This window comes from Agrobacterium sp. 22-226-1 (genome assembly GCF_053522345.1).
In genome coordinates this window covers 175,248-189,793 of sequence record NZ_JBNWCP010000003.1, presented here as the reverse complement: position 1 = coordinate 189,793, position 14,546 = coordinate 175,248, and the positions used below count along the sequence as shown (strand labels likewise).

Annotated in this window: 12 protein-coding genes; 2 read left to right on the top strand and 10 right to left on the bottom strand. The window is 60.5% G+C overall.

Annotated features, from left to right (window positions below; all coding sequences use genetic code 11):
* Nucleotides 1-3: 3 nt before the first annotated feature.
* The gene (locus tag ACQZ5K_RS06660) at nt 4-318 is read right to left on the bottom strand and encodes a DUF2849 domain-containing protein (protein ID WP_003521341.1); all 315 of its coding nucleotides are present in this window, start codon (nt 316-318) and stop codon (nt 4-6) included.
* On the bottom strand, nt 311-1,774 hold the full coding sequence (gene cysG, locus ACQZ5K_RS06655; protein ID WP_448739936.1) for a siroheme synthase CysG: 1,464 nt from the start codon (nt 1,772-1,774) through the stop codon (nt 311-313). The genes ACQZ5K_RS06660 and cysG overlap by 8 nt, the downstream gene beginning before the upstream one ends.
* Nucleotides 1,775-1,992: 218 nt before the next feature.
* Here cysG and ACQZ5K_RS06650 point away from each other — a divergent pair, with 218 nt between their 5' ends.
* Nucleotides 1,993-2,625 carry a deaminase gene (locus ACQZ5K_RS06650; protein WP_448739935.1) on the top strand — a complete coding sequence of 211 codons (633 nt, stop codon included), beginning with the start codon at nt 1,993-1,995 and terminating at the stop codon, nt 2,623-2,625.
* 77 nt (nt 2,626-2,702) lie between these two features.
* A complete protein-coding gene (gene mazG / locus ACQZ5K_RS06645; protein WP_003521344.1) occupies nt 2,703-3,548 on the top strand; it encodes a nucleoside triphosphate pyrophosphohydrolase in 846 nt (281 codons plus the stop codon).
* Between the two features lie 159 nt (nt 3,549-3,707).
* Here mazG and hflX read toward each other — a convergent pair whose 3' ends face one another.
* From hflX to dusB, 8 genes are all read right to left on the bottom strand, one after another.
* Nucleotides 3,708-5,144, bottom strand: a complete 1,437-nt coding sequence (gene hflX, locus ACQZ5K_RS06640; RefSeq protein WP_448739934.1) for a GTPase HflX — start codon at nt 5,142-5,144, stop codon at nt 3,708-3,710.
* 92 nt (nt 5,145-5,236) lie between these two features.
* A complete protein-coding gene (gene hfq, locus ACQZ5K_RS06635; RefSeq protein ID WP_003496145.1) occupies nt 5,237-5,479 on the bottom strand; it encodes an RNA chaperone Hfq in 243 nt (80 codons plus the stop codon).
* A gap of 184 nt (nt 5,480-5,663) precedes the next feature.
* Nucleotides 5,664-7,040 (bottom strand): Trk system potassium transporter TrkA, encoded by a 1,377-nt coding sequence (gene trkA, locus ACQZ5K_RS06630; protein WP_448739933.1) that lies wholly within the window; start codon nt 7,038-7,040, stop codon nt 5,664-5,666.
* Nucleotides 7,041-7,088: 48 nt separating this feature from the next.
* Nucleotides 7,089-8,453, bottom strand: a complete 1,365-nt coding sequence (ntrX, locus tag ACQZ5K_RS06625) for a nitrogen assimilation response regulator NtrX (RefSeq protein ID WP_003521348.1) — start codon at nt 8,451-8,453, stop codon at nt 7,089-7,091.
* On the bottom strand, nt 8,443-10,704 hold the full coding sequence (locus tag ACQZ5K_RS06620) for an ATP-binding protein (RefSeq protein WP_448739932.1): 2,262 nt from the start codon (nt 10,702-10,704) through the stop codon (nt 8,443-8,445). Before ACQZ5K_RS06620 ends, ntrX begins: the two co-directional genes overlap by 11 nt.
* Nucleotides 10,705-10,854: 150 nt before the next feature.
* Nucleotides 10,855-12,306, bottom strand: a complete 1,452-nt coding sequence (gene ntrC / locus ACQZ5K_RS06615) for a nitrogen regulation protein NR(I) (RefSeq protein WP_003521350.1) — start codon at nt 12,304-12,306, stop codon at nt 10,855-10,857.
* Nucleotides 12,303-13,451 carry a two-component system sensor histidine kinase NtrB gene (locus ACQZ5K_RS06610; protein ID WP_127756073.1) on the bottom strand — a complete coding sequence of 383 codons (1,149 nt, stop codon included), beginning with the start codon at nt 13,449-13,451 and terminating at the stop codon, nt 12,303-12,305. Before ACQZ5K_RS06610 ends, ntrC begins: the two co-directional genes overlap by 4 nt.
* Nucleotides 13,448-14,464, bottom strand: a complete 1,017-nt coding sequence (gene dusB / locus ACQZ5K_RS06605) for a tRNA dihydrouridine synthase DusB (RefSeq protein ID WP_448739931.1) — start codon at nt 14,462-14,464, stop codon at nt 13,448-13,450. The genes ACQZ5K_RS06610 and dusB overlap by 4 nt, the downstream gene beginning before the upstream one ends.
* Between the last annotated feature and the right edge of the window lie 82 nt (nt 14,465-14,546).

Genomic DNA, 14,546 nt, shown 5'->3' with positions numbered 1-14,546 from the left:
TCCTCAGACTGCGATAAATGCTGCATCGGCCGGCTTGAAGCCGGTGGCATAGTGCACGGTGGGGCCAGCGGCGCGAATGCGTTCGCGAAGACGCGTCGGCCAAAGCTTGCCGTTCTCCTCGATGACATCGATGACGGCCACATCGACGACCTTGTTGGCGGAAAAATCCCGCTTGCCGATTTCCTCGAACGAGGCGACGGCCTCCGCATGGCGGGCAACGATTGCGCCCTGCAGGTTCTCCGTCCACTCCCCGTTGGCATCGAGCCAGACGGCGATGCCATCGCTCAGGCGGTTGGCGGTCAAAACCTTGTCAGCCATTTACATACTCCCGTTTGAAATCCGCCGGCCGCACTGACGATGCAAGGGCCTCGGACCTGTCAAAATTGGCGCCCGCCACCGCATCGCCGATGATGACCATGACCGGGCCGGTCAGTTCGTCGCGATGTCCGAGCTCGGGCAGATCGTTCAGTGTGCCATGCAGCAGGCGGCGATCCGCGCGGCTGGCGTTTTCGATGACGGCGACGGTGGTTTCCACACCCAATCCCGCGTCGATCAGCCGCTTCGCGACCGAAGCAGCAACACTGCGGCCCATATAGACGGCGATGGTGGCGCCGGAAACTGCAAGCCGGGCCCAATCGGGCAGGACATCGCCGGCCAGATCGTGGCCGGTGGTGAAAATCAGCGATGAAGCGACACCGCGCAGCGTCAGCGGCAATTCGAAATCCGCAGCCGCGGCGAAGGCCGACGTGATGCCGGGCACGATCTCATAGGCAATACCGGCCTCGCGCAGCGCCGCCATTTCTTCGCCCGCCCGGCCATAGACCAGCGGATCGCCGGATTTGAGGCGCACGACGCGCTTGCCATCTTTGCCGAGGCGCACCAGCAGGCGGTTAATCTCGTCCTGCGATTTGCTGTGGCAGCCCTTGCGCTTGCCGACGGAGAGCCGCTCTGCATCGCGGCGGCCCATATCGACAATCGCCTGCGGCACAAGCGCGTCGTAAACGATCACATCGGCTTCCATCAGCACGCGCTGCGCGCGCAGTGTCAGCAGATCTTCAGCGCCCGGCCCTGCGCCGACGAGCCAGATACGGCCTTCGCTGCGTTCGGGCGATTGCAGCAGGCGGTCGACGGCCTGACGGGCGGAGAGCGTGTCGCCAACGGCGACGGCATCCGCCACTACACCTGAAAAGAACCGTCGCCAGAAATTGCGCCGCAAGGCGCCCTTCGGCACGTTCTCTTCGGCTGCGTCACGATACTGCACGGCAAGGCGCGCAAGCTTGCCAAGCGACGGCGACAGCATCTGATCGATGCGGGCGCGGATCATCTGGGCAAGAACCGGCCCTGCCCCTTCCGTGCCGATAGCCACGGCGACGGGCGCGCGGGCGACGAGTGCGGGGGTAAAGAAATCGCAGAATTCCGGCTGATCCACCGCATTGGCGGGAATTTTCGCGGCGCGCGCGACGGTGACGATCTCACGGTCCAGCGCCTCATCGCCGGTAGCGGCGAAGACCAGCGTGGCGCCTTCGATCAATTCGCCGGCGAAAGCCAAAGCCCGATGATCAATGCCGTTTTCGCTGATATAACGGGCAAAATCGGCTTCCGGCTGGTCGGCATAGGCGATGATATGCGCGTTGGTGTTGGCGAGAAGCCTTACCTTCGCGAAAGCTTCATCGCCATTTCCGAAAACAGCGACCCGCCGCCCCTCAACCCGGAAGAAAGCGGGGAAGGTTGAAAGGCGGTCGCCAGCAGCAGAAAAATCGTGTTCGTTGTGCATCGGACATATATCCCGCATTGCGGTGCAAGATTGAAGAAACAGAAATTCAAGCCTTTCCGGCACCTGGATTTTTATTTCTCGAAGACCCCGGTTTTGGAGGAAAACAAACCGGCGATGCTTTTCCACACCCGCGCAAGCCCTGAGAATCCCCTTGCAATCCCTTGACAAAGCGGGTCCTCGCGCCGAACAAGGAGCGACCATCGACTGTCGATTTCCCCATGCGAAGACCGCTTTTTCTTAAAGCGGCACGAAGGACCAGACCCTTGACCAGCTCCACCCTCGCCGCCCGCCTTCTCGATGTCATCGAACACGATATTCTGCCCTTGACGGCACGTGGTGTCAGCCTTGGCAACAAGGTTTTCGGTGCGGCGATCCTGCGCAAATCGGACCTGTCGCTGGTAATTGCCGAGACCAATAACGAGCTGGAAAATCCGCTCTGGCATGGCGAAGTGCACACGCTGAAGCGGTTTTACGAGCTGGGCGAAAAGCCGAACACGAAGGAGCTGATTTTTCTCTCCACCCACGAACCCTGCACCATGTGCATGTCCGCCATCACCTGGGCCGGCTTCGATAATTTCTACTCCTTCTTCAGCCACGAGGATTCCCGCGACGCTTTCGCGATTCCTCACGACCTGAAAATCCTCAAGGAAGTTTTCGGACTGGAACCGGGCGGCTATCGCCGCAACAATGCCTTCTGGAATTCATATTTCATCGCCGATCTGGTGGAGGGTGAAGAAGACCCGCTGAAGACCACGTTGAAGGCGCAGACGGCCCGCATCAAGGCCGCCTATGACGATCTTTCCACCAGCTACCAGTCGTCCAAGAGCGGCAACGATATTCCATTGAACTAGAGCATTTCCGGAGGACGTGCGTAGCGGTTTTCCGTCCGGGCGATGCGCAGAAACAGATAACGAAGGTTTGAGACACTATGGAAGCCTCGAAGGATATTTCCCGCCTGATCGAGATCATGGAAGCTCTGCGGCAGCCGGAAACCGGTTGCCCTTGGGATGTCGTGCAGACCTTCGAGACGATCAAGCCCTATACCATTGAAGAGGCTTATGAAGTCGCCGACGCTATCGAGCGCAAGGATATGGACGATCTTTGCGAGGAGCTGGGCGACCTTCTGCTGCAGGTGGTTTTCCATGCCCGCATTGCCGAAGAGATGGGCGAATTCACCTTCGGCGACGTGGTGCACGCCGTGACCTCGAAGATGATCCGTCGTCATCCCCATGTCTTCGCCGTATCCGACGCCGACACGCCGGACGGCGTCAAACTGCAATGGGATCGTATCAAGGCGGAAGAAAAACGCGAGCGTGCAGAGCGACGCGCGCGACGTGGTATCACCGAGGATTTCAAGGCCGGCTTTCTGGGCGGCGTACAGCGCAGCCAGCCGGCGCTGACCGAGGCCCTGAAGCTGCAGGAACAGGCAGCACGTGCCGGTTTCGACTGGTCGAACCCCGCTCCCATTCTCGACAAGATTGAGGAGGAAATCGCTGAATTGCGTGAGGCGCTGGCGGAGGGAAAACCGGAGAAGGTGTCGGACGAACTCGGCGATCTCATTTTTGCCCTCGTCAATATCGGCCGGCATGTCAAAGCCGATCCGGAAGATGCGCTGCGCGGTACGAATACGAAATTCCGCAGGCGTTTCAATCACATCGAAACGTCGCTCACCCAAAATGGCGAAACGCTGGAAGAAGCGAGCCTCGAGAGAATGGAAGATCTCTGGCAGGCGGCGAAACGCATCGAACGTTCGCTTGATACGGTTTCGTCTTAGCCCACCGTCACCCCGGATTTAGTCCGGGTCCAGTGCGATCAAGTCCTTGATCGCAAAAGACTCGTTTTTCACGACGCAGACGCGTCGTGGCCGGATGCCGGATCAAGTCCGGCATGACGAAAGAGAGATTTTCGGAGTTTGTCACCCTTTTCGGAGCGCTTAGCGCTCCCAGTCCTCGCGTTCGCGGACAGTCGCTTTACCAAGCTTCCGTTCCAGTTCGGCCGCCTGTGCTTCCGACAGGCGCACATCGAGCGCAACCGATCCATCCTCATGGTCTTCACGACCGTCGACAATGGAATTGCTATAGACCCACGAAATCAACGGCAATTGTTCGACGGAAAGCAACACGGTCGTCTCCGTCAACACACCGGAAAGGCGCTTTGAAATCTCGTCCATCAGGGCATCGACGCCCTCGCCCGTAATGGCCGAAACAGCGCGGATATCCGAACGACCTTCGGCGCGCTGCATGATGGCGTCATGCGCTTCCGGCTCGAGACGGTCGACCTTGTTCCAGACCTCGATGATGCGCTTTTCCGCTTCCTTCTCGTCAATGCCGAGGTCGCCGAGAATACGGAGCACATCCGCAGACTGGGCGGCATTGTCCGGATCGGACATATCGCGCACATGCAGAACGAGATCGGCTTCCAGCACCTCTTCCAGAGTGGCACGGAAAGCGGCGACCAGATGCGTCGGAAGATCGGAAATGAAACCGACCGTATCGGACAGGATCACGGTGCGGCCATGCGGCAACTTCATGCGGCGCAAGGTCGGGTCGAGCGTGGCGAACAGCATATCCTCCGCCAGAACGCCGGCGCCGGTGATGCGATTGAACAGTGTGGATTTGCCGGCATTGGTGTAACCGACGAGAGCGACGATCGGATGCGGCACCTTGCGGCGCTTGGCGCGGTGAAGCTGGCGCGTGCGCACCACCTGCTCCAGCTCGCGCTCCAGCTTCACGATGCGTTCCTGCAAAAGCCGGCGGTCGGCTTCGATCTGGGTTTCACCCGGACCACCCATGAAGCCCGCACCGCCGCGCTGGCGTTCAAGGTGGGTCCAGCTTCGGACGAGGCGGCCCTTCTGGTAGTTCAGATGCGCAAGATCGACCTGCAGCGTGCCTTCCTTTGTGGAGGCGCGGCGGCCGAAGATTTCAAGGATCAGGCCCGTGCGATCGATGACCTTGCAATTCCACTGCTTTTCGAGATTGCGCTGCTGCACCGGGGTCAGCGGATGATCGACGATCACCAGGCCGGAATCGGTCTCGTCGAGAAGATGGCCGATTTCTTCGATCTTGCCGGTTCCGAACAGCGTGGCCGGGCGCGGCTGGTTCACCGAAACGATGAGACCCTGCGTCACTTCCAGATCGATGGCGAGCGCCAGTCCCTTTGCTTCCTCAAGCTTGGCTTCCACCGAACGACCGGGAGCAGCCGGGCCGGCAGCCGCGTCGCGGGTTTCGCGCTGCTTGAGGACCGGCACGAGGACGACCGCACGCATGTCGTCGCGGCGCTTTTCCTGCTCCGGAATAATCGATTCGTTCGAGGTGTCGCGCGTTGAAATGGGTTCAGCCTTGTCCAGAAAGAGGATTGCGGCCGACCGCATCCGCGCGGGCGGCCATGGGGATTAACCTGACGGCACGGGAAATGTTCCCGGTCCGGGTCAGTCTATATCGAATATCCGTCGAGGGAGCCCGATCAGGCAGCGCCTTCTTCGCTTTCGAACATCTGCATCGGCTGGCCGGGCATGATGGTGGAGATCGCATGCTTGTAGACTAGCTGCGAATGACCGTCACGGCGCAGAAGCACGCAGAAATTGTCGAAGGAGGTGACAACGCCCGTCAGCTTGACGCCGTTGATCAGAAAAATCGTGAGCGAAATCTTTTGCTTACGAACGGTATTGAGGAAGAGATCCTGAAGGTTTTGAGAACGTTCCGCCATGGCGCCGCTTCTTTCTTTTTTGCCGGCAGGGATACCGGAAAATAATCAATCAATAATAAGCCGGCCGAGTCTTGTCCCCCGCTTGGCCGACCTCAAACTCTGGTATCAAATCGTGTTCCGTTCCGCAACGGTCAAAACAGCCGAATGAGTACGAGTATTGACCCACATTTTCAATTCGGGACAGTCAAAAATATTGTATCGAAACACGGAAAAGTTGTTCCACGTCGCGCACGGCATCGGCGGATGCAAACAGAACGACCCGGTCCTTCGCCTTGATTTTCGTGCTGCCATCCGGGCGGATCACCACGCCGTCGCGATAGATCGCCCCGATGCGCACACCCTCCGGCATATCGATGTCGCGGAAGGACTGGCCGACCAGCGGCGACGTCTCCAGCGCTTCCGCCTCGATCACCTCAGCCGAGCCGCGCTGGACGGCATAGACTGAGCGGATGCGGCCCTTGCGCACATGCTGAAGCACGCGGGAGATCGTCACGGCCCGCGGGTTGATATAGGCATCGAGCCCCAGAGAGCGGGCGACGTCGTGAAACGACGTACTGTTCAAAAGCGCCAGATTCGATTTGCAGCCGAGCTGCTTGGCAATGACCGCCGCCAGAATATTGGTCTGATCGTTATTGGTGAGCGTCACGATAAGATCGGCATCCTGAATATCGGCCTGCATCAGGATTTTCTGGTCGAGCGCCGAGCCGTGCATGACGATGGTATTGCTGAGCTGTTCGGATGCGGCGACCGCCCTGTCGCGGTCCGCCTCGATGATCTTCACCCGCGTTTTCGGCTGCAGTTCCTCGATCTTGCGGGCGACGAAGTGGCCGATATTGCCGGCGCCGGCAATCACGATGCGCTGCGCTTCCTGCTCCTCATGGCCGAAAAGGCTTAAGGTGCGACGGGCGTGCTGACGCTGGCAGATAACATAGGCGAGGTCGCCCACCCGCAACTGTTCCGAAGAATGCGCCACCTTGAGGATACCTTCCCGATACACACCCACCACCGTGGCGATGAGGTCTGGAAAGAGGCTGGAGAGCTGCTGCAGCGGCGTGTTGATGACCGGGCAATCCTCCATGCATTCGATCGCCAGCATATAGATCGTGTCGTCGGCGAAACGCACCACATCCGTTGCGCCCGGAAAGGCGATGCGCCGGAGCACCATCTTGCCGACTTCGACTTCAGGCGAAATCGTCACGTCGATGGACATGTTCTCGCGGCTGAAGAGATCGGCATATTCCGGCTTCAGATAGCTCTGGTCGCGAATGCGGGCAATCTTGGTCGGCACGCTGAAGAGCGCATGCGCCACCTCACAGGCGACGATATTGATCTCGTCATGCAAGGTCACGGCGATGATCATGTCGGCCTGGTCGGCGCCGGCCTTGGCCAGCATGTCGGGATGGGCGCCATGGCCGACATAACCGCGCACATCCAGCGTCTCGGTAATGGCGGTGATGAGCGGCGCGGCCGTATCGATCACCGATACTTCATTATCTTCCCGCGACAATTGTTCGGCGATGCCGTAACCCACCTGCCCTGCGCCGCAAATGATGACTTTCATGCTGTCTCTCTGACGGAATAATCGGTTACGGCGAAGCGCCTTCTTTCCTTATACGCCGAGAGATTTCAGTTTGCGATGCAGTGCAGACCGTTCCATGCCGACAAATTCCGCCGTTCGCGAAATATTGCCGCCGAAACGGTTGATCTGCGCCATGAGATAGTCGCGCTCGAACATTTCGCGGGCTTCGCGCAGCGGCAGGGTCATGATGTGCTGATCGCCCTGCGCCGAAATCTTCGGCAGCATGTCGCCAATATCCGACGGCAGCATGTCGGCCGAGATCGGCGCTTCGCCGCCCTCGGGACGGGCGAGAATCATCAGCCGCTCGATATTGTTGCGCAGCTGGCGGATATTGCCCGGCCAGTCATGTGTCTGGAGAACGGCCATGGCGTCGTCGCCGATCTTGCGCGGACGGATGCCGGCCTGCTCGGAAATCTGGCGCATGAACATATCGACGAGGAAAGGAATATCCTCGCGCCGTTCGGAGAGCGCCGGCACCTTCACCGGCACCACGGCGAGGCGATGATAGAGGTCTTCGCGGAACTGGCCTTCGGCGATCAGGCTTTCGAGGTGATGGGCGGTCGAGGAAATGATGCGCACATCCACCTTCACCCGCTTGCCGCCGCCGACGCGCTCGAACTGCTGATCGACCAGCACGCGCAGGATCTTGTTCTGCGTCTCGCGCGGCATTTCGCCGACTTCATCGAGATAAAGCACGCCGCGATGGGCTTCTTCCAGAGCGCCCACCTTGCGCGGCTGCCCGGGAAGGCCCTCTGTGCCGAAAAGTGCGATTTCCATGCGGTCAGGTGTGATCGTCGCGGCATTCAGCGCCACGAAGGGCCCGCTCGCACGCGAGGACTTCTTGTGCACCATGCGCGCCACAAGTTCCTTGCCGGAACCGGAGGGGCCGAGGATCATGATGCGGCTGTTGGTGGGCGCAACCCGGTCGATGGTCTGGCGAAGCTGCGACACCGCAAGCGATGCGCCAACGAGTTCTACCGCGTCACCGGTACGCTTCTTGAGTTCCTGAACCTCGCGCTTCAGCTTGGAGTTTTCCAGCGCCCGCTCAGCGATCAGAATGAGGCGGTCGGCCTTGAACGGCTTCTCGATAAAGTCGAAAGCGCCGCGTTTGATGGCGTTGACGGCGGTTTCGATATTGCCGTGACCGGAAATCATGACCACCGGGATTTCTGGGTGACGGCTCTTGATCTCATCCAGCAGCGCCAGACCGTCGAGCTTCGAGCCTTGCATCCAGATGTCGAGAAAGATCAGACGCGGCACGCGCTCCGAAATGGCGGCCAGCGCGCTGTCGCTGTCGAACGCCATGCGGGTCTCGTGGCCCTCGTCGGAAAGAATGCCCGCTACGATTTCGCGAATGTCCGCCTCGTCATCCACGACCAGAATATCAGACGCCATATGCTGATTCCTTGTTATTTTCGCCGCCGACCGCCTCGATATAGGGCAGCAGCACTCTGATCATGGCGCCGTGGCCGTGATCGAACTCCGGCGGGGCATCGTGGAGTTCCAGATACCCGCCATGCTCTTCAATGATTTTCTTGACGATGGCGAGACCGAGGCCCGTGCCCTTGTCCCGCATCGTCATATAGGGTTCGAGAATGCGGTGACGGTTCTCGACGGGCAGGCCGCGGCCATTGTCGATGATGTCAGCCACGAAACGCGAATTGGCTTCGTCGAAGGAGGCACGCACCAGGATTTTGCCCGGCCGCTTTTCGCCTTCCACCGCCTCGATGGCTTCCGTCGCATTCTTGATGAGATTGCCGAAGGCCTGACCCAGCATGCGGGCATCGAACATGCCCTCGAGCGGGATATCGCCCAGCTCCGTCGCAAACTTCGTATCGGCGGCGCTGATTTCCCTCAGGAACGCCGCATCCTTAAGGATCGCCCGCAGATCCGACTTTTCCTTCGTCGGCTTCGGCATGCGCGCAAAAGCGGAGAATTCATCCACCATCCGGCCGATATCGCCGACCTGCCGGACGATGGTGTCCGTACACTGGTCGAAGACGGCGCGGTCGCTCTCGTCGATCTGCTTGCCGAAACGGCGCTTGATGCGCTCAGCGGAAAGCTGGATCGGCGTCAGCGGGTTCTTGATTTCATGCGCGATGCGGCGCGCCACATCCGACCATGCGGTCGAACGCTGGGCGATGACGAGATCGGTGATGTCGTCGAGGGTGATGACGTAGCTGTCACGGCTGTCGCGGGCGTCCTCACGGGTCACCTGCACATTCAGCGTCCGTTCCTTGCCGCGCCGCATGATGTTGATCTGCTTGCGGAAATTGCCGCGTGACCAGGTATTGGCCTCGTTGACCACCTGTTCGATTTCGGGCGCGATCTCCGACAGTTGCGCGCCGATAAGCTGCTCGGATGTCTGCGCCAGGAATTCTTCGCCCGACGGATTGACGATGGTGATCCTACGGTTCTCATCGACACCGATGACGGCGGCGGTAACGCCTGACAGCACGGCCTCGATGAAGCGGCGGCGGTCGTCGATATCGTCCTTGGCCTCGATGATCTGTTCCTGCTGGCTGCGCAGTTCCGAGACCATCTTGTTGAAGGTGCGCGACAGTCGCCCGACGTCGCCATCGACCGCGCGGACGGGAACCAGCACATGCATGTTGCCGGTGGCAACACTGTCTGCCGCACTGATGAGGAGACGGATCGGCCGCACGATACGGTCGGCCACCGCAATCGCCGTCCAGATGGCGGCGAGAAGCACGATCAGCGCGAAACCGAGATAGAGGATCGCAAAGGCGATCTGCAGCGGCGCGCGGCCCGCCTCCATCGCCTTGTATTCGGCGCGGTTCTCTTCCATCAGCCGCATCGCGCTCATCACCTTGGGATCGACGGCGCGCACCGTGTAGAGGAAGGTGCCGCTGATGCCTTCGAGCTTGATAATGGCGCCGACGAGGTTGGTGATACCGGGCGGTATCAGCGTCGGCTGGCCGGCGGCCGCCTTTTCAAGCGCGTCATGCGGTATGGCGGGAAGCGGTTTTTCGGTCTTGATGTCGGCCTGAGCAACGGCGTCGCCGTCCTCCTGCACCAGAAACGCGCCGAGAAGGCCGCGTCCCTTGGCCTGACGGGTCATCAGGTCAACGAAGCCGGTGCGATCCAGATAAAAAAGCGCACGGTTGCGGTCGAGGTCGGTTGCCATCGACAGGGTCTGACCCTGAAGATAACCGGCATTCTCCATCATATAGGCCTGGGCGATATTGCTCGATGAATCGACGATCGACTGCGTGCGCAGCGAAAACCAGCGGTCGAGGCCTACATTCAGCGTCAGACTGGCGAAGATGGCGACGAGCACCGCGGGCGTAATCGCCACGATGGAGAAAAGCACGACGATGCGCACGTGCAGACGCGCCGCCGCCCTGCCCTTTTTACGCGCTTTCAGCAGCCGGTTGATTTCGCGCCCGATGAGGAAGATCAGGCCGATCACGAAGATCGAATTGATGACGACGGAGGCGATGACGACGTTCGATGTCGGCGCGATTGGCGTGACGCCCAGAAGTACGAACAGGGTGAGGATGGCGCAAACGAGAGCGACGCCGGCGAGCACCAGCCCCGGCAAAGCGAAAGACATCCTGCGATCGGCAACCACCATGCCCGCTGCTTCATCGGCAACGGCGTTTTCGGCGGCGGGTTTCCGCATGCACTACTCCCAATCGCTGGCCAGCCAGCACCACATTTCTGAAGTCAGGCGAGACGCGCATCAGACCGGCGAATCTCTTTCCTTCCTAGTGTTTTTCAAGCAACACAATGTGGCGAAAGTGCAACGACAAATGCGACCTTGTCAACATTCTCAGGTTGGGCGGGAGCTGCGATAAACGGAAACACCAAGCTCACGGATTTTCTTGCGCAGCGTATTGCGGTTCAGGCCGAGAAGATCGGCGGCCTTGATCTGGTTGCCGCGCGTCGCCGTCAAAGCCGCGAGAATCAGCGGATATTCGAGTTCGCGCAGAACGCGGTCGTAAAGGCCGGGCGGCGGCAGGCCATCGCCGAAACTGGCGAAATAATCCCGCATATTTTCCTCGACCGCCTGCGAAATCGTGAGCGAACCGGTGCGAACCGCCATCTTGTCGAGCGGGCTGTCGGGAACATCCGATTGCAGTTCCTGCTCGATGATCTCGCGGGTGATGACTTCCTGCGGGTAAAGCGCCATCAGGCGGCGGATCAGGTTTTCCAGCTCGCGCACGTTGCCGGGCCAGGCATAGGCCTTCATGACCTCCAGCGCCTCGCTCTCGAAACGCTTGCCTTCCAGACCTTCCTTTTCACCCTGCTGGATGAAATGGCGAACCAGATCGGGAATATCCTCGGCGCGGTCACGTAGCGGCGGCAGCCGCAGCGGCACGACGTTCAGGCGGTAATAAAGGTCTTCGCGGAAAAGGCCCTGATTGATCGACTGCTTCAGGTCCTTGTTGGTGGCGGCGACGATGCGGACATCGGTGCGGATCGGCGTGCGACCGCCCACCGTCGTATATTCGCCCTGCTGCAACACGCGCAGCAGCCGTGTCTGAGCATCCATCGGCATGTCACCGATTTCATCGAGGAACAGCGTGCCGCCCTCGGCCTGTTCGAAACGGCCGGTGGAGCGGTTCTGTGCGCCGGTGAAGGCGCCCTTCTCATGGCCGAAGAGTTCGGATTCGATCAGGTCGCGCGGGATTGCGGCCATGTTGATGGCAACGAAGGGACCGTTGCGACGCTTGCCGTAATCATGCAGCGCGCGCGCCACCAGCTCCTTGCCGGTGCCGGATTCACCGGTGATCATCAGCGTCAGGTCGGTCTGCATCAGGCGGGCGAGAACGCGGTAGATTTCCTGCATCGCCGCCGAGCGGCCGACGAGCGGCATGCCGTCCTGCATGTCGTCATCGAGCTTCGCCGGCTTGCGCTTCGGCTCAGACAAAGCGCGGCCGATAATGGCGATCAGCTCCGTCAGGTCGAAGGGCTTCGGCAGGTAATCGTAAGCGCCTTTTTCCGAGGCCTTGATAGCCGTCATGAAGGTGTTCTGCGCACTCATGACCAGAACCGGCAGGTCCGGGCGGGCCTTCTTGATGCGCGGCAGCAGGTCAAAGGCGTTTTCATCGGGCATCACGACATCGGTCACGACAAGATCGCCCTCACCCGCCGAAACCCAGCGCCAGAGCGTGGCGGCATTGGAGGTGATGCGCACGTCGTAACCGGCGCGGCTCAGCGCCTGGTTCAGCACCGTGCGGATTGCGGCATCATCATCGGCGACGAGGATCGTAGCTGTCATTGGTCATTTCCTGTCGTGTTCGGCAAAGAGCGATCGTCGAGCGCCACTTCCGGCGAGACGGGCATCAATACGCGGAAAGTCGTGCGGTGGTTCTGGCTGTCGCATTCGACAATGCCGCCATGGGCGCCGATCAGCTTGGCGACAAGCGCCAGCCCTAGGCCCGAACCATTCGTCTTGGTGGTGATGAAGGGATCGAAAAGATGCGGCAGCAGATCGGCCGGAACGCCCGGGCCATTGTCATGCACGCAGAATTCAAGCGGCAGAGAGATGCGCTCGCGGCTGCCGGCGACCGAAAGCCGCATGCCGGGGCGATAGGCGGTGGTGAGGATGATCTCGCCATCCGGCTGGTTGCCCACGGCTTCCGCCGCATTCTTCACCAGATTGAGGAAGACCTGCACCAGCTGGTCGCGATTGGCATAAACCGGCGGCAGCGACGGGTCGTAATTCTCCGAAATCTTGATATTGCGGGCAAAGCCGGCCTTGGCGATGGCCTTCACATGATCGAGCACGGAATGGATGTTGACCGGCACGCGATCCACCGGCCGCTCGTCGGAAAATACCTCCATACGGTCGACCAGCGAGACGATGCGGTCGGTCTCGTCGCAGATCAGTCGCGTCAGTGCCCGGTCTTCATCGGCAACCGAGGTCTCCAGCAACTGGGCAGCGCCGCGAATGCCGGACAGCGGATTCTTGATCTCATGCGCGAGCATGGAGGCAAGGCCTGTGACAGAGCGCGCCGCAGCGCGATGCGTCAGTTGCCGGTCGATCTTGTCGGCCATCGACCTTTCCTGGAAGACGACGACCACCGATCCCGGTTCGCTGACAACGGGCGCGACATAAAGATCGACCAGCTTGTCCTGACCAAGACGCGGCGAACTCAGATCGACGCGATATTCGTTGACCGGCGCGCGGCGCTCCCGTACCTGATCGATCAGTGCCAGCAACGGGCTGCCGAAGGGGATGAAGGTGGAAACGCGGTAGCGCGCGAGATGGGAGGCGCTCGCCCCGAAAAAGGCTTCGGCTTCCCAGTTGGCAAAGGCGATGAAACCTTCGGCATCCACCAGGATGACGGGGTTCTGCACCGCATTCAGAACCGCCATGGCAAGCGGGTTTCCATCTGCCGGGCTGTGTTTGTCAGCGCTCATGCGGCCTTCCTTGCGGCGTCTTCGCCCGCATTTTCGCTAAGGGCGGAGCGCAGCAGATCCGCCACTTCCGCCGTGTCACGCGATGTCATGATTTCAGCCTTGTCGGTCGTGGCGATCTCCGGCGCGAAACGGTCGAGATACCAGCCGAGATGTTTGCGGGCATGCCGGAGACCGGCTTCCCTTCCGTAAAATTCCAGCATCATCTCGTAATGTTCGATGGCGATGGCGGGAATATCGTCGCGGTGCGGCGCTGAATGTCCGGCAAGCACCGCCGGCAGCCAGGGCTGCCCCTGCGCGCCGCGACCGACCATGACGGCATCCGCACCCGAACGGCGCAGGATTTCGCGCGCATCCCCGGCTGTTTCCACATCGCCATTGGCGATCAGCGGCACGGAAATCACCTCGCGCACGGCGCGGATGGCATCCCAGTCCGCCCGTCCCTCGTAAAACTGCATGCGGGTGCGGCCGTGAATGGTGATGAGCTGAACGCCTGCGGCTTCGGCACGGCGGGCGATCTCCGGCGCATTGATGGTGTTTTCATCCCAGCCGAGCCGCATCTTCAGCGTCACGGGCACATCAACCGCGCCGACCGTCGCCTCGATGAGCGAGAGTGCATGATCGGGATCGCGCATCAAAGCCGAGCCGGAATAACCACCCGTCACCTTCTTGGCTGGACAGCCCATATTGATATCGATGACGCCGGCGCCATTATCGGCCGCGATCTTGGCCGCCTCGGCCATGAAATGCGCCTCGCGTCCTGCGAGCTGCACCATATGCGGAACCATGCCGGCATTTTTCAGCCGCGCCCAGGATTCGCCTCGGTTGGCGACGAGCTCACGGCTTGCCACCATTTCCGTGACAACAAGGCCCGCGCCATAACGCCAGGCAAGCTGCCGGAACGGCAGATCCGTCACGCCCGACATGGGCGCCAGCACGGCACGATTACGGATCGTGACTGAGCCGATGCGGAACGGTTCTGACAACTCCGGAAGATGCAATTGATGATCTTTCATGCAGAAGGGTTATTTGCATTATTTTTAGACAGTGTTTGCGCAGTTGCCAAGCACTTTTAGAGGGTTGCACCTTTTATTTGCT